Here is a 17,824-nt window from a genome sequence, read left to right on the forward strand (position 1 = left end):
GGACATTTCATAGGCACAAGCCATGCAAACAGTCGAAATGTAACGAGGGGACTCTCGCGGAAACGCCCTACAAATCAAAGCGAAAATCCGCCATCAGAGGCAAACTTTATCGCATCCCCTGTAGCCGCTGCCGCAGGCTGCGACAAGGCCCGCAGGGCCTTCCGAGGCCCTCAAGAGCAGCGTCCCCTTCGGGGCCGGTCGCAGCCTGCGGCAGCGGCTACAAGAAGCGCGCAAGAAGCGCGGGCGCAGGCCATTTACAGGACTTGGGGTTTGCCCTTACCTTTTCCGGTCTTCGTCCTGCTGTCCGAAGGATCTGTCACCAGGAATACCTCGATGCCCAGCCTCGGTTTTACTTCGGTCCCGCCCCTGCTGAAATACCTGCTCTATGCGGAGCAATTGGGTATTGCCACCGAGCCGGCGCTGGCGGCGGCCGGGCTTAGCACCGCGCAATTGAACGACACCAGCCTGCGCCTGCCGCTGGAGGTGCATGAGCGACTGCTGGACTATTTCTGCCAGCACTCGGGCGATCCGCTGTTCGGGCTCAATTCGGCGCGCTTCGTCAAACCCAGCTCGTGGAATGTGCTGGGCTACATCACCATGAATTGCGCGACCCTGGGCGAGGCCATGGGCCGCATCATGCCGTTCGAAAAACTGGTGGGGGACATGGGCACCAGTCGTGCCGAGGTGGCCGGCGATCAGGTGCGGCTGATCTGGAGTTGTCGCCATCAGCGCCCGGAGATTCGCCGGCATCTGGTGGAAAACGTCCTGGCCTCCTGGCTGTTGTATGCGCGCTGGATCGCCGATTCGCAGTTGTCGCCCAGCGCGGTGTGGTTCGAGCACGCCCTGCCGGAACCCGCCGAGGCGGCGCAGTACGAGGCGTTGTTCGGCTGCCCGGTGCTGTTCCAGCAACCCTGCTCGGCGCTGCTGGCGCCACTGGGCTATCTGCAATTGCCCCTGCGCCAGGCCGACGCGCGCCTGCTCAAGACCCTGGAAGAACATGCCCAGGCGATGATGGCATCACTGGGCGATGCGCCCCTGGCGTTGCAGGTGCAGAACGTATTGCGCCAGTTGCTCAAGGACGGCCTGCCGCGCAAGGAGCAGGTGGCGGAGCAGTTGCAGATGTCGGAACGCACCCTGCAGCGCCAGCTGCAACAGGCCGGCACCTCCTACCAACAGATTCTCGATGACCTGCGCCAGGAGTTGGCCGAGCACCACCTGCGCCACAGCGCCCTGTCGATCCAGGACATCGCCGATTGCCTGGGCTACAGCGAATCCCGTTCCTTTCACCGCAGCTTCAAGAACCGCACCGGGCTGACCCCGGGGCAGTTTCGTCAGGCCACGCTGGGCGCCGGCAAGGCCTGAGCCCGCTCAGACGCTGATGGCGTTGGTGAACACCAGCCGATTGCCGAACGGATCGCTGATGGTCATGTCCTGGCTGCCCCAGGGCATGGCCTGGATCTGCGGATGGGAAAACCGATAGTCCTTGGCCAGCAATTGCTGCTGGAAGGCTTCCAGCTCGTCGGTTTCGATGCGCAGCGCCGCGCCCGGGGTGCAATCGCCGTGATGCTCGGACAGGTGCAGCACGCATTCGCCCCGGGACACCTGCATGTACAACGGAAAGTCATTCTCGAAACGATGCTGCCAATCCAGGTTGAACCCCAGGAAGTCGAGGTAAAACTCCCGGGCCTTGGCTTCATCGAAGATCCGCAGGATGGGGGTGGTTTTGCCAAAGCTCATTGCACGACTCCCTGACCGAAATAAGCCGCCTGTACCGACGGTGATTCCCAGCACTTCGGCGCCACCCGGGGATTCTTTAATGGCACTGCGCCATCACTGTGACGAAGGTCAAAGAATCAGACTGCGGATGTGAAGCCACGGCGCAAATCCCCCTCTCGCGGTAAGAAACGTCCCGAGCGTTGACCGTTGGCCTGGCCATCGGTGTAGCTGCGCACCCCATTGACCCACACTCCATCGATCCCTTGCGCCGCTTGCTGCGGGTGCTTGAAATCGGCGACGTCGCGCACTCGCGCCGGGTCGAACAGCACCAGATCGGCCCAATGCCCTGCGCGGATCTCGCCGCGCTGCTGCAGGCCGAAACGCGCGGCGGAAAGCCCGGTCATCTTGTGCACCGCGGTGTGCAGCGGGAACAGGCCCAAGTCGCGGCTGAAGTGGCCCAGCACCCGGGGAAAGGCGCCCCACAGACGCGGATGGGGAAACGGGTCTTCCGGCAGGCCATCGGAGCCGATCATCGACAACGGATGGGCGAGGATGCGCCGCACATCGCTTTCATCCATGCCGTAGTACACCGCCCCCGCCGGTTGCAGGCGCTCGGCGGCGGCCAGCAGGCTGACGCCCCACTCGCTGGCGATTGCGCCCAGATCACGCCCGCCCTGCTCCGGGTGCGGCGTCGACCAGGTGATGGTGATGGGATAGGCATCGGTGACCTGCTTGAGGTCCAGGGTCGAGGAGCTGGCGGCGTAGGGGTAGCAGTCGCAGCCCACCGGGTGGTCCTGGGCCGCCTGCTCCAGAGCCGCCAGCAGTTGCGGGCTGCGCCCCCAGTTGCCGGCCCCGGCGCATTTGAGGTGGGAGACGATCACCGGCGCCCGGGCCGCGCGACCGATCCGGAAGGCCTCGTCCATGGCCTCCAGCACCGGCTCGAACTCGCTGCGCAGGTGGGTGGTGTACACCGCGCCGAAGGCCGTCAGTTCCTGGGCCAGTTGCAGCACTTCATCGGTGTCGGCGCAAAACGCGCTGGCGTAGGCCAGCCCGCTGGACAGGCCGAGGGCGCCGTCTTCCAGGCTGTCGCGCAGTTGCTCGCGCATGGCCGAGATCTCGGCGGCGCTGGCGGTGCGATAAAGGTCCGCAAGCTGATTGCTGCGCAGCGCCGTGTGCCCCACCAGGGCCGCGACGTTCACCGCCGGACGCGCCTCATCCACCGCCGCGCGGTAATCGCGAAAACGCGGATAGACAAACATGCCGCGCTCGCCCAGCAGGTTCATCGGATCCGGCGGGTCACCCTTGAGGCTCACCGGCGCGGCGCTGATCCCGCAGTTACCGACGATCACCGTGGTCACCCCCTGGCTGAGTTTGGGCAGCATCTGCGGCTGGCGAATCACCACCGTGTCGTCGTGGGTGTGCACGTCGATGAAACCCGGGGCCAGCACGCGCCCGGCGGCATCGATATCGACCTCGGCCGTGGCCGTGGACAGATCGCCCACACAGGCGATGCGGCCGTCGAGGATCGCCAGGTCGGCGGGGTAACCCGGGCGGTCGCTGCCGTCGATGATCAGGGCGTTGCGGATCAGCGTGTCGTAGCGCATGTCAGTCTCCCAGGGGCAGGCAGTCTTCGCCGCCACGGTAATGGTCCAGGGCCAGTTTGATCCGCCGCAGGCGTTCCTGGTTGTCGTCCGGCTGGGCCAGGGCCAGCTCGGTGGCCAGCACGTCGATGGCCAGCAGCATGCCGTAGCGGGCGGCGGTGGGTTTATAGATGAACGGGGTTTCGGCGCTGTGCAGGGGCAGCAGCACATCCGCCAGTTGCGCCAGGGGCGAGTCGGGCAAGGTGATGGCCAGGATGCTCGCGCCGTAGGTGCGCGCCAGGGTCACCGCCTCCAGCAACTCGGGGGTGATGCCGGTCAGGGAACAGGCGATCACCGCGTTTTGTGGCCCCAGGGCGGCGGCGGTGACCCGCATCATCACCGGGTCGTGACAAGCGGCGATGGGGTAGCCCAGGCGCACCAGGCGCACCTGCAGTTCATCACTGCACAGGGTCGAGCAGCCGCCGCTGCCGAAGGCGTGAATCATCCGCGCCCGCCCCAGCAGGCGCACCGCGTCGGCGAACTGCGCCTGGGTGAAACCGGCCAGGTGCCGATGCAGCACCGACTCGATGTCACCGACGATCTGCCGGTAGAAACCGGACTGTTCCGGCGTACTGCCCGGGTCGAGAAAGCGACTGCCAACGCCGCTGGCCTGAGCCAGTTGCAGGCGCAGTTGGCGCAGGTCGCGGCAACCGACGCTGCGGGCAAACCGCGACAGGGTGGCGGCGCTGACTTCGGCGCGTTGGGCCAGCTCGTCGAGGCTGGCGGAGGCGCCAAAGCCGACGTCGTCCAGCAGCAGACGGGCGATCCGTCGCTCCCCGGCGCTGAAGTCGTTCAGCCCCGCACGGATCTTGTAAAGAATGTCCATCTACAGCAGCTCCGCGAGGCCCAGGGTCAGGCCGAAGGCGATCAGCGAAATCAGCGTCTCCAGCACGGTCCAGGTCTTGAAGGTTTGAGTGACGGTCATATTGAAGTATTCCTTCACCAGCCAGAAGCCACCGTCGTTGACGTGGGACAGAATCACCGAGCCGGCGCCGGTGGCGATCACCAGCAATTCCGGGTGCGGGTAGCCCAGGCCGACGGCCACCGGCGCCACCACCCCCGACGCGGTGGTCAGGGCCACGGTGGCGGAACCGGTGGCGACCCGCATCAGCACCGCGAACAGCCAGCCCATCCACAGCGGCGACAGCTGGAATTCATGGGCCAGGCCGACGATCTGCTCGGTGACCCCGGAGTCGATCAGAATCCGATTGAGGCCGCCGCCGGCCCCCACCAGCAGGGTGATGCTGGCCGTGGGCGCCAGGCATTCGTTGGTGAACTTGAGGATCGATTCGCGATTGATGCCCTGGGCCAGCCCCAGGGTCCAGAAACTCACCAGGGTCGCCACCAGCAGGGCGATCACCGAGTTGCCGATAAACAGCAGGAACTGATTGAGCCCGGTGCCCGGCTCGGCCAGCAGGTTGGCCCAGCCGCCGATCAGCATCAGCACCACCGGCAACAGAATGGTCGCCATGGTCAGGCGGAAACTCGGCAGGCGCGGGCGAGGCTCGCGGGCGATGAACTGACGCTCCAGGGGGTTCTCCGCTGGCAGGTGGATGTGCGGCACGATAAACCGGGCATACACCGGACCGGCGAGGATGGCCGTGGGCACGCCGATCAGGATCGCGTACAGCAGGGTCTGCCCCACCGACGCCTGATAGGCCTGCACCGCCAGCATCGCTCCCGGGTGCGGCGGCACCAGGGCGTGGACCACCGACAGCCCGGCGACCATGGGCAGGCCCACCATCAGCAACGAAACCCCGACTCGGCGGGCCACGGTGAAGGCGATGGGGATAAGCAACACAAAGCCCACTTCGAAAAACAACGGCAGGCCCACCAGGAAGGCAATGCACACCATGGCCCAGTGCGCGTTGCGCTCGCCGAAACGATCGATCAGGGTCCGCGCCACCTGTTCGGCGCCGCCGGATTCGGCCATCAACTTGCCGAGCATGGTGCCCAGGGCCACCACCAGGGCGATGTGGCCCAGAGTCTTGCCGACCCCGGCTTCATAAGCGCCCACCACGCCGGACGGCGGCATGCCGGCCATCAGCGCCAGGCCGATGGACACCAGGGTGATGACAATAAAGGGGTTGAGCCGGTAGCGGGCGATCAACACGATCAACGCAATGATGGCGACTGCGGCGTAGCCCAGCAGCCAAAAACCCGATGCGGGAGCCATGGGACCCTCCTTGAAGACAGCGTCACTTCGAATGGTTGTGAAACGCTTTAATCACTTAAGGAGGCGGGTTTCAAACCCAGTGAAACTCATTTTCGTAAAGAGACAGGCTTTGTCGTGAACAGCTAAGCAAAAGCGCGAGCGATGAAAATCGGTAGTGGGTATTTTCATCCCTGCTCACTGAAAAACGGGCGAGCGTTGGCGCTCGCCCACTGGCCTCAGTCGTGTTGCACCCGGGCTCGTTTCAGTAGCGTCTTGCACCGCTCCGACAGGTGCAGCACCCGCAACTGCTTGCCGGCCTTGGCATAACGTTCGCGCAAGGTCTTCAGCGCGGCGATGGCCGAGTAGTCGACAAAGCTCAGGTGACGACAGTCGATGGTCACCTGCTGCGGATCGCCCGCCGGGTCGAACTGGTTGAGAAACGGCGTGGTGGAGGCGAAGAACAAGGTGCCATGCAGCTGATAGCGCTTGCTGCCATCGGCCTCCAGGTGAGCATCGGCGTACAGCTCGCGGGCCTGCTGCCAGGCAAAGTTCAGCGCCGCGATCACAATGCCGCAGAACACCGCCATGGCCAGGTCGGTGAACACCGTGATCACGCTCACCGCGAAGATCACCAGCACGTCGTTGAGCGGCACCTTGCGGATCACCCGCAACGAGGCCCAGGCAAAGGTCTGCTGTGACACCACGAACATCACCCCCACCAGCGCCGCCAGGGGAATGCGCTCGATCAGCGGTGAAAGAAACAGCACGAACAGCAGGATCAGCCCGCCGGCCACCACCCCGGACAAGCGCCCGCGACCGCCGGAACTGAGGTTGATCACGGTCTGCCCGATCATTGCGCAGCCGCCCATGCCGCCGAACATCCCCGACACCATGTTGGCCGCCCCCAGGGCCACGCATTCACGGTCCGGATGGCCGCGGCTCTCGGTGATTTCATCGGTGAGGTTGAGGGTCAGCAGGGTTTCCAGCAGGCCGACCATGGCCATCAGCAGCGCGTAGGGCGTGACGATCGAAAGCGTCTCCAGGCTCCACGGCACCTGGGGCAAGGCCAGGCGCGGCAGGCCGCCGGCGATGTGGGCCATGTCGCCCAGGGTGCGGGTCGGCAGGTCCAGCAGGTACACCAGCAAACCGACGCCGAGGATCGCCACCAGCGCCGGCGGCACCGCGCGGGTCAGGCGCGGCAGCAGATAGACGATGGCCATGGTCAGCGCCACCAGGCCGGCCATCAGGTACAGCGGCTGGCCGCTGAGCCAGTGTTCGCCGCTCTTGAAATGCTCCAGCTGAGCCAGGGCGATGACGATCGCCAGGCCGTTGACGAAGCCCAGCATCACCGGGTACGGCACCATGCGCACCAGCTTGCCCAGGCGCAGCAGGCCAAACACCACCATGACCAGCCCGCCCAGCAGCACTGTGGCCAGCAGGTACTGCACGCCGTGCTGCACCACCAGGGCGACGATCACCACCGCCATGGAGCCGGCCGCGCCGGAAACCATGCCCGGCCGCCCGCCGAACAGCGCGGTCAGGGTGCAGATGAAGAAGGCGCCGTACAGGCCCATCAACGGGTTGAGATGGGCCACCAGGGCGAAGGCGATGCATTCGGGGAGCAAGGCAAAGGAGGTAGTGAGTCCGGCCAGGACATCGGCGCGCAGACGTTTTGCTTTCATGATTGACCTGATAGACGGACCGGCAGGCGCGGCCCTGGGAAGAGCGGAAAGAAGGCGGGGAATGTTACGGAATCGAGGCGCCGCCGACCAGCCGGCCGTCGGCGCCTGCACAACGAATGTAGGAGCTGGCTTGCCAGCGAAGGCGCCTTCGCGGCTGGCGCAAGACCCGGAGGCCTCTTCGCCGGCAAGCCGGCTCCTACCGGGGGCTGCGGTTATTTGACGACCTTGCCGACACCACGGCCACGGGGGTCGGAAGCGGTTTCAAGCGCGGTGCCATTGACCCGGATCGCCTGGATATCGCCCATCTCCCAGCCCTGGTCTTCCAGGGTGTAGCCCATGGCTTTGAGCTCGTCGGCGACCTTGCCGGTGAGCGGCGCATAGGCGTCGTAGTAGATCGTGTCCTTGGGCAGCAACTGGTGATGCACGCGCTGCGCGGCCACGGCCTTTTCCAGAGGCAGGTGGTAGTCATAGAGGTTGTTCAGCACCTGGAAGATCGAGGTGAAAATCCGCGAACCACCGGGGGTGCCCAGCACCAGGGTGACCTTGCCATCGCGGGTCACCAGGCTCGGGCTCATGGACGACAGCATGCGCTTGCCCGGGGCGATGGCGTTGGCATCGCCACCCACCACGCCGAAGGCGTTGGCCACGCCGGGTTTGGCACTGAAGTCATCCATCTCATCGTTGAGCAGGAAGCCCGCGCCCTTGACCACCACGCCACTGCCGTAATCCCAGTTCAGGGTGTAGGTGTTGCTCACCGCGTTGCCCTGGGCATCGACGATGGAGAAGTGGGTGGTCTGGTGCCGCTCAAGCCCGGGACGCACCTTCTCGGTGGCCGAGATGGCATTCGGGTTGACCTCGGCGGCGCGCTTTTTCAGATAGGCCGGGTCGGTCAGCTGCTTGACCGGCACCTCGGAGAACGCCGGATCGCCCAGGTAGTCGGCGCGGTCGGCGAACACGCGTTTTTCGATTTCCGCCAGCAGGTGAATGTACTTGGCCGAGTTCAGTTCGACGCCCTTGAAGTCCGCCGCGCGTTCTTCCTTGATGCTGATCAGCTGCGCCAGAGCCACCCCGCCGGAGCTGGGTGGCGGCGCGGTGTACAGGGTGTTGCCACGGAAGGTCACTTGCAGCGGCTGGCGCCACTGGACCTTGTAGTCCTGCAGGTCCTGCTTGGTGATCAGGCCCTTGTCGGCCTGCATCTGCGCCACCAGCAAGTCGGCGGTCTTGCCGCTGTAGAACTCCTTGGCGCCCTGGTCGGCGATGCGTTCCAGGGTCGCGGCCAGCTCCAGCTGGCGGAAGGTCTCGCCGGGTTTCATGCTGCCGAAGTAGTCGCCGAAGTTGGTGCTGCCGTTGAACAGCTTCAACGCATCCTCGCGGTACTGGTACTGCTTGTCGGCCACCTTGAAGCCGTTCTTGGCATAACCCACGGCCGGGGTGATCAGCTCGCTCCAGGGCAACTTGCCGAACTTCTGGTGCGCCTCCCACAGGCCCATCACCGTGCCCGGCACCCCGGCGGCGCGGGCGCCCACCAGGCTCAGGTTCTCGATCACCTCGCCCTTTTCATTCAGGTACATGTCCCGGGTCGCGGCCTTGGGCGCGGTTTCCCGGTAGTCGAGGAAGTACGGCTTGCCGTCGATGTACATCGTCATGAACCCGCCGCCGCCGATATTGCCGGCCTCGGGGTAGGTCACCGCCAGGGTGAACGCGGTGGCCACCGCGGCGTCCACGGCGTTGCCGCCTTTCTTCAGGATTTGCGCCGCGACATCGGCGCCGTACTGGTTGGGCGCGGCCACCGCGCCGCCTTCCAGGGTCACGGCCAAGGCCGAACTGCTGGCGGCGATGGCGGCCGTCAGGGCCAGGGTCTTGAACAACAGAATGCGCATAAGGTCCTTCCTTTTCTTGTTATCGAACGGCAAGAACATAGGCCCGGGATCGCGGTTTGAGCAATCGTCAATTGCAGTACGCCCGTACCAACCCACAGACATAAATGACCGTAGGAGCTGGCTTGCCAGCGAAGGCGATTTCAAGACTTGTGCAAAACCTGGGGGCCCCTTCGCCGGCAAGCCGGCTCCTACAAGGGATAGGTTGCCAGGCGGAGCCGATGCAACCGGGGCATCGGCGCGGGGCCTTCAGCCCTGGAACTCGGGGTGGGCGTAATCGGCCAGCTTGCCCTGGATGAAATCCAGGAAGCACTGGATGCGCAGGGCCAGTTGCGAGTTGCGGTAGTACACCGCGTTGATCGGCTGGCGATAGCCGCTGTTGAACGAGGCCAGTACCGGTTGCAGGCGCCCGGCGCGGATGTCGTCGACGGTCATGAAATGCGACAGGCAGGCAATCCCCTGGCCCTCCAGCGCCAGGTGGCGCAGGGTCTCGCCGCTGGAGGCGCTGATGCCCGGCTGGATCTGCCAGCGGTCGCCGTGCACATGGCGCAGCGGCCAATGGTTGAGGGTTTCGGTCTGGGTGAAGCCGAGCAAGGTGTGATCGGCCAGATCGGCCACGCTCTGCGGGGTGCCGTGGCGGGCCAGGTAGTCGGGGCTGGCCAGAATGTGCAGCGGGCTGCAGCCCAGGGAGCGGGCATGCAGGGTCGAGTCTGCCAGCACGCCGATGCGGATGGCGATGTCGGTGCTTTGCTCCAGCAGGTCGATGATCAAATCGTTGCTGTTGAGTTCCAGCTGGATGTCCGGGTACAGGCGACGGAACTCGGCCACATGGGGAACGATGGCGTGCAGCATGAAAGGCGATGCTGCGTTGATCCGCAAACGCCCGGACGGGGTGCGCTGGCGCGAGGACAGGCGCTCTTCGAGCTCGTCCATCTGGTCGAGAATCAGCTTGGCCTGCTCGAAGAAGTAGCGCCCTTCCTCGGTCAGGTCCATGCGCCGCGTGGTGCGGTTGATCAGCGTAGTGTCGAGCTTGGCCTCCAGCCGCGACAAGGTGCGGCTGACGGCAGAAGGGGTCTGGGCCAATTGCTCGGCGGCGGCGGAAATCGAACCACACTCGATGACGCAGACGAACACTTGCAACTCGTCGGATCGGGCTTTCACGGGAGTCCTTTATCAGCGGTGGTGGCCCCCGCAAAACCAGAGGCCGGCCTCAAGGCGCTCAATAGTAGCCGGATTCAGCCCTGGAGATTGAACACCGCCTTGAGGTGCTGCGCATAACGCTGCACATCGCCTTCGATGTTCGGGCGCTTCATCACGTCGACACAGAGGAAGGTCGGCAAACCGCTCATGCCGAGGAACTGGTTGGCCTTATGGAACGGGAAGTACACCGCGTCCACGCCCTTGGCTTCGAAGAAGTCGGTCGGGTCGTCAAAGGCCTGCTGCGGCGCGTTCCAGGTCAGCGACAGCATGTATTGCTTGCCCTGGATCAGGCCGCCGCTGCCGTATTTCTGCGAGGCGTCGGAACGGGTCCGGCCATCGCTGGCGTAGAGGCTGCCATGGCCTTCGGTGAAGACTTCGTCGATGTACTTCTTGACGATCCACGGCGCGCCCATCCACCAGCCGGGCATCTGGTAGATGATCACGTCGGCCCAGAGAAACTTCGCCACTTCTTCCTGGATGTCATACCCCTCGTCGATATGGGTGACCTTGACCTCCAGGCCACCACGATCCAGCACCGCCAGGGCGGTGTCGTGCAGGGTGGCGTTGTAGCGGCCATCGGAGTGGGCGAACTGTTTGGCGCCATTGAGCAGCAGTACTTTTTTCATGATCCGGCCTCATCGGGGACAACCCATCGCGCATCGGCAGCGGCGGGCTGTGCAGGTTGCAAACGATGGCGGCAGGTTAATCAGGCCGGGGCCGGAGAATAAGCCCGGGTTGCTCAAAATACATTTGACTAAAACGCACGAATCGACAGCCGATCTTTGCCTTAGGATTTTCAGCACCGTCCCCGTCAATGAGTGTTTTGCGCATGTCCACGCCCCAGGCCTTTATCCTTCACGCCAAGACCCGTCCCGAGCGCGCCGACGCCTTCCAGGCGTTCTTCCTGAGCCATGTCGCCGCCAGCCGCGCCGAAGCCGGCTGCATCGAATACCACATGCTGCGGGACCGGGAAGACCCGAGCCTGTTCATCTTCTATGAGGTCTGGGCCTCTCAAGAGGCGCTGGATATCCACTCCGGCCTGCCGCACATGCGGCAGTTTCTCGACGCGCGCATGGACTACCTGGAGCGCGACTTCGAGATCCGCGCCATCGACATGCTCAGCCCGGCCGCGGCTGGCCGCTGAGCAAAAGGTCTAGCCGCTGATCAGCAGGTGCCCGCCCAACAGCCCCAGGCCGATAAAGAACGCCCGCTTGAACAGCAAGGCGCTGATGCGCTGGCGCAACCATTGCCCCAGCCACAGGCCCAACAGCGCCGGGGCCAGGGTCAGCAAGGAAGCCCCCAGCTCGGCGCCACCCAGGGCGCCGCGCCACAGCAGGCCGGCGGCCAGGGCCAGGGTCGACACGGTGAACGACAGGCCCAGGGCCTGCACCAACTGATCCCTGTTCAAGCCCAGGGCCTGCAGATAAGGCACCGCCGGGATCACGAACACCCCGGTGGCCGAAGTGATGACCCCGGTGACCAGCCCGCACAGCGGCGCCAACCAACGCTCCTGGGCCGGCGACACGCGCAGGGTCGGCAACAGCAGGCCGCTCAGGGCATACAGCAGCAACGCCGCGCCCAACCCCCGCACCACCCAATGCCCGCCCTCGATGCCCAGCCACAATGAACCGGCGGCCGTGCCGACGAAGATCGCCAGCAACATCGGCCACAGGCGCTTGAGCAAGGCCGGCAGGTGCCCGCCAAAGGCCAGTTGCCAGAGATTGGTCAGGGTCGCCGGAATGATCAGCAAAGCCGCTGCCTGCGCCGGAGCCATAGCCAGCCCCAGCAGCCCCATGGCGATGGTGGGCAGGCCGAGGCCGATCACCCCCTTGACCATGCCGGCCAGCAGGAATGTGCCGATGACCAGCAACGAAAGGGTCATTCCGAGATTCTGGTAAAACGCGAGAGAGCTGTTCATGGGCCTATCCTGCGCCCTGCCCGCCGTGCTGAAAATCTGCCATATACTGAGCCAGCCTCTTGCCAGGCAATAGGCACATGCAAAAACCTATTGCCCGCCACCGCCGTAGGCGCTGGCTTGCCAGCGAAGGCGCGCTCAGGCCCGATGCAAAATCCTGAGGCCGCTTCGCCGGCAAGCCGGCTCCTACAAAAACATCTGCACGGCCTCCGCAGGAGACCCCGTTCGCCGAGGGATGCCCCATGCACTTCGATCTGATCGACCTGCGCCTGTACCTGAATATTCTGGAAGCCGGCAATATCACCGCCGGCGCCGCTCGCAGCCACTTGTCCCTGGCCGCCGCCAGCGCTCGGATCCGCGCCATGGAGGCCTCGCTGGGCATCGAGTTCCTCGAACGCGGGCGCCGCGGCATCCGCCCGACGGCCGCGGGCAAAGCCCTGGCCCAACATGCCCGGACGCTGTTGCTGTACGCCGAACACCTGCAACAGGACCTCGCCGAATACGCCAAGGGAATCAAGGGCCAGGTGCGCCTGTTGTGCAACACCACGGCCCTCAGCGAGTACCTGCCGGAGCTGCTGGCGGACTTCCTGCACAGCCATCCGCAGGTCGATATCGAGTTGCAGGAACTGCCCAGCCAGCGCATCACCCACGCCCTGCGCCAGGGCGCGGCGGACCTGGGGATCGTCTCCGACGCGGTCGACACACAGGGCCTGATGACCCGGCCTTTCCGTGATGATCCGCTGGTCCTGGTGATGCCCCAGGATCACCCGCTGAGCCTGCAGCCCAACCCCAGCTTCAACGACACCCTGGCCCACGACTACGTTGGCCTGGCCAGCCATAGCGCCCTGGCGGTGTATCTGGAGGAACAGGCCCTGCACCTGGGACGACGCATGCAATTGCGCATCCGCGCCGAAGGCTTCGACGCCCTGCTGCGCATGGTCGCCCGTGGCGCCGGGCTGGCGCTGGTGCCCCTGGCCGCCCTGCAGCGCAACCGTCACCTGCCGTTGCAGTCCCGCCCGCTGAGCGAAGCCTGGGCCCGGCGCCGGTTGCTGTTGTGCGCCCGTGACTTCGCAACGCTGCCGCTGTATGCCCAAGGTTTGTGCGCGGCACTGCTGCCGCCTTGACTCTCCCCTTAGGGGCAGACTTTAGCCTTGGGGTTTATTCCTCAAGGACCACGGCAATGAGCAAACGCATCCTGGTGATTCTCGGCCACCCCTCGCACAACAGCCTGTGCGCGGCATTGAGCGAGCGCTACGTAAAGGCGGCGCAGGAGGCCGGGCATGAGGTGCGCCAGCTCAGGCTCGGCGACCTGCGCTTCGATCCGGTGCTGCGCGAAGGCTACCGGCAGATCCAGCCCCTGGAAGAAGACCTGCGCCAAGCCCAGGCCGACATCCTCTGGGCCGAGCACCTGACCTGGGTCTTCCCCATCTGGTGGGGCGGGATTCCGGCGCTGATGAAGGGTTTTCTCGACCGTGTGCTGCTGCCGGGCTTCGCCTTCAAGTACCGCCCCGGCAAGGCCTTTCCCGAGCAACTGCTCAAGGGCCGCACCGCCCACCTGATGGTGACCATGGACACCCCGCCCTGGTATTTCCGCTGGTTCTACCGCATGCCCGGCTTGCAGCAGATGCGCCGCACCACCCTGGCCTTCTGCGGCATCAAGCCGTTGCGCACCCTGACCTTTGGCCCAGTGCTGGACGCCAGCGAAGAACGCAAGGCCGATTGGCTACTGCAGGCGCAGTACCTTGCCAGGCAGTGAAAGCGCCGGATAATGCGCAACGCCGTCCACCGCCCGACGGCCCGGTACTGGAAAAGGAGCCTTCATGTACATCGGCCAAGCCGCGCAACTGTCCGGAACCACGGTCAAGAGCATCCGTCACTACGAAGCCATCGGCCTGTTGCCCGAAGCGCCACGCCAGGGGCGCTACCGCCTGTATGACGCGCAAAGCGTCGAGCAGCTGATGTTCATCAAGTGCGCGCAGCAGTTGGGTTTCAAGCTCAAGGAATTGCAGCAGGTGTTCGCCACGCACCAGGGCCAGGCCTTTCCCTGGGATCTCGCGCAGGCTGCCCTGGCGCAAAAGAGGCGCGAGCTGCAACAGCAGATCGATGATTTGCAGCAGTTGCAGGGCCGGCTCGAAGTCTTCGAAACCCGCCTGCAACAGGCCCGCGAGGAATGCCCCCTGGACAGCCTCTAGGGCGACCCGGGGGCACGGCCTCAGACCTCGGACAACCCGGCCACCGTCCTCGGCTTACGGAAGCACAGGTAGTAGACCAGAGTCAGCAACAGCAGGAAGGGCACGCCGAACACCAGGGTCATCTTGAACGCCTCGGTGAAGAAGGTGGTGATCATCACCGCCCCCATCAGCACCAGCCCCAGCAGGGTGCTGTAGGGAAACAGGCGCATGCGGAACGACAGCTGCTGCTCGCCGTGGCGCTGGTGATAGCGGCGGAAGCAGTAGTGGGTGAGGAAGATCATGAACCAGGTGAAGATCGCGCCGAACATCGAGATCGCCATCATCAGGGTGAACGAGCTTTCCGGGTACAGCACGTTGACCAGGGTCGCCAGGGCGATGCCGGAGCTGGACAGCAGCAGGGCATTGAGCGGAATCCCGCTCTTGCTCAGGGCGCCCATGGACTTGGGTGCGTAACCGGCGCGGGACAGGCTGAACATCATCCGCGTGGTGATGTAGAGCTGGCTGTTCATCGCCGACAGCGCGGCGATCAGGATCACGAAGTTCATCACCCCGGTGGCCCCGGGAATGCCGATGGTCTGCATCACCGTGACGAACGGGCTCTGGGCCTTGCCGGCCTGGACCCAGGGCACGATGGCCAGCATCAGCGCCAGGGTCAGCAGGTAGAACACCACCAGGCGCACGATGGTCGCGCGAAACGCCTGCTTCACCGCGCGCTGCGGGTCCTTGGCCTCCCCCGCCGCCACCGCGATCATTTCCACGCTCAGGTAACTGAAGATCGACACGATCACCGCGATCCACATGCCTTCGAAGCCATTGGGGAAGAAGCCGCCGTGGGCGCTGTAGTTGTGCAGCCCGTAATCCGGGTTGCCGGAGCCGAACACCACGTACACCGCAAGGATGATGAAGCCGACGATGGCGGCGATCTTGATGGTGGAGAACCAATATTCGAAGTTGCCGAAGGTCTTCACGCTGATGGCGTTGAGCAGGATCAGCACGCTGGAGAAGGAGATGATCCACACCCATTCAGGAACGTTGGCGAACCAGTACTTCATGTACATGGCGATGGCCGTGACTTCGGCGCCCACCGCCAGGACGATGGCCGCCCAATAGGCGTAGCGCACCAGGAAACCGGCCAGCGGGCTGACGTAGAACTCGGCATAGGCGCCGAAGGAACCGGAGGTGGAATGGGCCACGGTCATTTCCGCCAGGCAGCCCATGAGGATCAGGGTGATCAGCGCGCCGATGGCGTAGCTCAGCAGCACGCTGGGGCCGGCATAGCCGATGGCATAGGCGCTGCCCATGAACAGCCCGGTGCCGATGGCCCCGCCGATGGCGATCATGCTCATCTGGCCAGCGGTCAGCTGGCGCCTGAGGCCGTGCTCGCGATTGGAAATCGCTTCGAAACCCTTGTTGGAGGTGGTCACTTTGAGTGCCTCTTTATTGTTGTGTGCACGTATGAATCGTTGTGACGGCCCGTCCTTGTGCCGCTGGCCTGGCCGCCGCACAGGGCGGCAACCAGGAGGTGATGCGCGTCTCAGGTCACGCTGTGACGCACCTGGAACTGCGCCTGGGCCCAGGTTTTCTGATCAAGGATTTCACCGAGAATCTGCACCGCGTCCCAGACTTCGCTGAAGCGGGTGTACAGCGGGGTAAAGCCGAAACGCATGATCCGCGGTTCGCGATAATCGCCGATCACGCCACGGGCAATCAGGGCCTGGATCACCGCGTAGCCTTCGGGGTGTTCGAAGCTCACGTGGCTGCCGCGCTTGGCGTGGTCACGCGGGGTCACCAGCTTCAGGTCGTGACCGGCGCAGCGCTGCTCCACCAGCTCGATGAACAGGTCGGTGAGGGCCAGGGACTTGCGCCGCAGGCTCTGCATGTCGGTCTGTTCGAAGACTTCCAGGCCGCACTCGACCATGGCCAGCGAGGTGATCGGCTGGGTGCCGCACAGGTAGCGCGCGATACCGCTGGCGGCTTCGTAGCGGGTGGCCATGTCGAACTGCCGGGCATGGCCGAACCAGCCGGACAGTGGCTGGGTCACCAGATTGCACAGGGCTGGTGCGACCCAGGCGAAGGCTTGCGAACCAGGGCCGCCATTGAGGTACTTGTAGGTGCAGCCGATGGCGTAGTCGGCGCCGCTGCGAGTCAGCTCCACCGGCACCGCGCCGGCCGAGTGGGCCAGGTCCCAGATACTCAGGGCGCCGGCTTCGTGGATCAGCGAGGTGACGGCCTGCATGTCGTGCATGTAGCCGGTCTTGTAGTTGACGTGAGTGAGCATCACCACCGCCGTGTCCTGGTCGATCGCCGCCGGCAGTTGGTCCGGGCTGTCCACCAGGCGCAGGGAATAGCCCTGCTCAAGCATCTGGGTCAGGCCCTCGGCGATGTACAGGTCGGAAGGGAAGTTGCTGCTTTCGGAAACGATCACCCGCCGCTCGGGGGCGCGTTCGGCCTGCACCCGCAAGGCCGCGCTGAGCACCTTGAACAGGTTGATGGAGGTGGTGTCGGTGATCACCACTTCGCCGCTGCCGGCGCCGATCAGCGGGGCCAGGCGGTCCCCCAGGCGCTGCGGCAGGTCGCGCCAGCCGGCGCTGTTCCAGCTGCGAATCAGGCCGTCGCCCCACTCCTGCTCGATCACTTGCCGGGCCCGTTCCAGGGCGGCCACGGGGCGCGCACCCAGGGAGTTGCCATCGAGGTAGATCACCCCCTCGGGCAAGGCGAACTGTTGGCGCAGCGGCGCCAGTGGGTCCTGTTCATCGAGACGCAGGCAGTGGTTTTTATCGATCATTGGAAGTCCTGTCTTGGTCAAGGTCATGTACGCCTGGCACGGGCCGGGCACGGGGTCTGGGCGACCCGCAAACCCAAGAAATAATGGACGAAGCCAGCTAGAATTTTCGTGCAAAGTGCAGCGCGCTACCGTACTAATCTCGAATAAAATTCTAATCCTTCAATAAAAAACGCGGATTTATGCCAGCCATGACCCTCGACTCCACCGACCTGCGCATCCTCTACTTCCTGCAACAGGATGGACGTATCAGCAACCAGGAACTGGCGGAGAAAGTCGCCCTCTCGCCCTCGGCCTGCCTGCGCCGCCTGCGCATGCTCGAAGGCGACGGGATCATCAGCGGCTACCGCGCCCAGCTCAATGCCGAGCGCCTGGGGATCGAACTGGAAGCCATCGTCCACGTGTCCCTGCGCCAGGACGTCGAAGGCTGGCACGAGACGTTTATCGGCAAGGTCCAGCAATGGCCGGAAGTGGTGGCCGCCTACGTGATCACCGGCGCCAGCAACTACGTGCTGCGGGTGCAGGCGCGCAACCTCAAGCACTTCTCGGATTTCATCGTCAATCACCTGAACCGCGCGTCGGGGGTCACCGACATCCGCTCGGAAATCGTCCTGCAGAAGATCAAGGAGCAGGACGGTCTGCTGGACCTGGTGCTGCGCAAGTAG

Annotated in this window: 16 protein-coding genes and 1 pseudogene; 6 read left to right on the forward strand and 11 right to left on the reverse strand. The window is 64.7% G+C overall.

Annotated features, from left to right (window positions below; genetic code table 11):
• The first annotated feature begins 333 nt into the window (after positions 1 to 333).
• Positions 334 to 1,362: an AraC family transcriptional regulator gene (locus GGI48_RS11025; RefSeq protein WP_179598285.1), complete on the forward strand. Its 1,029-nt coding sequence runs from the start codon at positions 334 to 336 to the stop codon at positions 1,360 to 1,362.
• 6 nt (positions 1,363 to 1,368) lie between these two features.
• Here the strand turns inward: GGI48_RS11025 and GGI48_RS11030 are convergent, their stop codons facing one another.
• The 8 genes from GGI48_RS11030 to GGI48_RS11065 all read right to left on the reverse strand — a co-directional run bounded on the left by GGI48_RS11030 (position 1,369) and on the right by GGI48_RS11065 (position 10,896).
• The gene (locus GGI48_RS11030) at positions 1,369 to 1,737 is read right to left on the reverse strand and encodes a glyoxalase superfamily protein (protein ID WP_179598288.1); all 369 of its coding nucleotides are present in this window, start codon (positions 1,735 to 1,737) and stop codon (positions 1,369 to 1,371) included.
• 116 nt (positions 1,738 to 1,853) lie between these two features.
• A complete protein-coding gene (locus tag GGI48_RS11035) occupies positions 1,854 to 3,320 on the reverse strand; it encodes an N-acyl-D-amino-acid deacylase family protein (protein WP_179598290.1) in 1,467 nt (488 codons plus the stop codon).
• A gap of 1 nt (position 3,321) precedes the next feature.
• On the reverse strand, positions 3,322 to 4,182 hold the full coding sequence (locus GGI48_RS11040; RefSeq protein ID WP_047301610.1) for a MurR/RpiR family transcriptional regulator: 861 nt from the start codon (positions 4,180 to 4,182) through the stop codon (positions 3,322 to 3,324).
• Complete coding sequence (locus tag GGI48_RS11045; protein ID WP_103740536.1) at positions 4,183 to 5,532, reverse strand: gluconate:H+ symporter; 1,350 nt, start codon at positions 5,530 to 5,532, stop codon at positions 4,183 to 4,185. It lies immediately after the preceding gene.
• A 215-nt stretch (positions 5,533 to 5,747) separates the two neighbouring features.
• Positions 5,748 to 7,193, reverse strand: a complete 1,446-nt coding sequence (locus GGI48_RS11050) for a SulP family inorganic anion transporter (protein ID WP_179598292.1) — start codon at positions 7,191 to 7,193, stop codon at positions 5,748 to 5,750.
• Positions 7,194 to 7,405: 212 nt separating this feature from the next.
• Positions 7,406 to 9,073, reverse strand: a complete 1,668-nt coding sequence (ggt, locus tag GGI48_RS11055) for a gamma-glutamyltransferase (RefSeq protein WP_179598294.1) — start codon at positions 9,071 to 9,073, stop codon at positions 7,406 to 7,408.
• A gap of 246 nt (positions 9,074 to 9,319) precedes the next feature.
• Positions 9,320 to 10,231 carry a LysR family transcriptional regulator gene (locus tag GGI48_RS11060; RefSeq protein WP_179598296.1) on the reverse strand — a complete coding sequence of 304 codons (912 nt, stop codon included), beginning with the start codon at positions 10,229 to 10,231 and terminating at the stop codon, positions 9,320 to 9,322.
• A gap of 74 nt (positions 10,232 to 10,305) precedes the next feature.
• The gene (locus GGI48_RS11065; protein ID WP_060837426.1) at positions 10,306 to 10,896 is read right to left on the reverse strand and encodes an NAD(P)H-dependent oxidoreductase; all 591 of its coding nucleotides are present in this window, start codon (positions 10,894 to 10,896) and stop codon (positions 10,306 to 10,308) included.
• Between the two features lie 203 nt (positions 10,897 to 11,099).
• Between GGI48_RS11065 and GGI48_RS11070 the strand changes: the two genes are divergently transcribed.
• On the forward strand, positions 11,100 to 11,414 hold the full coding sequence (locus GGI48_RS11070) for a putative quinol monooxygenase (protein WP_179598298.1): 315 nt from the start codon (positions 11,100 to 11,102) through the stop codon (positions 11,412 to 11,414).
• A 9-nt stretch (positions 11,415 to 11,423) separates the two neighbouring features.
• Here the strand turns inward: GGI48_RS11070 and GGI48_RS11075 are convergent, their stop codons facing one another.
• Positions 11,424 to 12,188 carry a sulfite exporter TauE/SafE family protein gene (locus GGI48_RS11075; RefSeq protein WP_179598300.1) on the reverse strand — a complete coding sequence of 255 codons (765 nt, stop codon included), beginning with the start codon at positions 12,186 to 12,188 and terminating at the stop codon, positions 11,424 to 11,426.
• Positions 12,189 to 12,427: 239 nt separating this feature from the next.
• Between GGI48_RS11075 and GGI48_RS11080 the strand changes: the two genes are divergently transcribed.
• The 3 genes from GGI48_RS11080 to GGI48_RS11090 all read left to right on the forward strand — a co-directional run bounded on the left by GGI48_RS11080 (position 12,428) and on the right by GGI48_RS11090 (position 14,377).
• The gene (locus GGI48_RS11080; RefSeq protein WP_179598302.1) at positions 12,428 to 13,309 is read left to right on the forward strand and encodes a LysR substrate-binding domain-containing protein; all 882 of its coding nucleotides are present in this window, start codon (positions 12,428 to 12,430) and stop codon (positions 13,307 to 13,309) included.
• A gap of 56 nt (positions 13,310 to 13,365) precedes the next feature.
• Entirely contained in the window at positions 13,366 to 13,941 is a 576-nt protein-coding gene (locus GGI48_RS11085) for an NAD(P)H-dependent oxidoreductase (protein WP_179598304.1), read from the forward strand.
• Positions 13,942 to 14,005: 64 nt separating this feature from the next.
• Positions 14,006 to 14,377: a MerR family DNA-binding protein gene (locus tag GGI48_RS11090; RefSeq protein WP_179598306.1), complete on the forward strand. Its 372-nt coding sequence runs from the start codon at positions 14,006 to 14,008 to the stop codon at positions 14,375 to 14,377.
• Between the two features lie 10 nt (positions 14,378 to 14,387).
• On the opposite strand, the pseudogene GGI48_RS11095 reads toward GGI48_RS11090, so the two are convergent.
• Together GGI48_RS11095 and kynU are read right to left on the reverse strand one after the other, a co-directional pair.
• Positions 14,388 to 15,801: pseudogene (locus tag GGI48_RS11095) on the reverse strand (amino acid permease); the annotation flags it as partial.
• Between the two features lie 110 nt (positions 15,802 to 15,911).
• Positions 15,912 to 17,162, reverse strand: coding sequence for a kynureninase (kynU, locus tag GGI48_RS11100; RefSeq protein ID WP_179598308.1), 1,251 nt, complete (start codon positions 17,160 to 17,162; stop codon positions 15,912 to 15,914).
• A gap of 188 nt (positions 17,163 to 17,350) precedes the next feature.
• Here kynU and GGI48_RS11105 point away from each other — a divergent pair, with 188 nt between their 5' ends.
• The gene (locus GGI48_RS11105; RefSeq protein ID WP_016964416.1) at positions 17,351 to 17,824 is read left to right on the forward strand and encodes an Lrp/AsnC family transcriptional regulator; all 474 of its coding nucleotides are present in this window, start codon (positions 17,351 to 17,353) and stop codon (positions 17,822 to 17,824) included.

The organism is Pseudomonas protegens, assembly GCF_013407925.2.
In the GTDB taxonomy this organism is placed as follows: Bacteria; Pseudomonadota; Gammaproteobacteria; order Pseudomonadales; family Pseudomonadaceae; genus Aquipseudomonas; species Aquipseudomonas fluorescens_AP.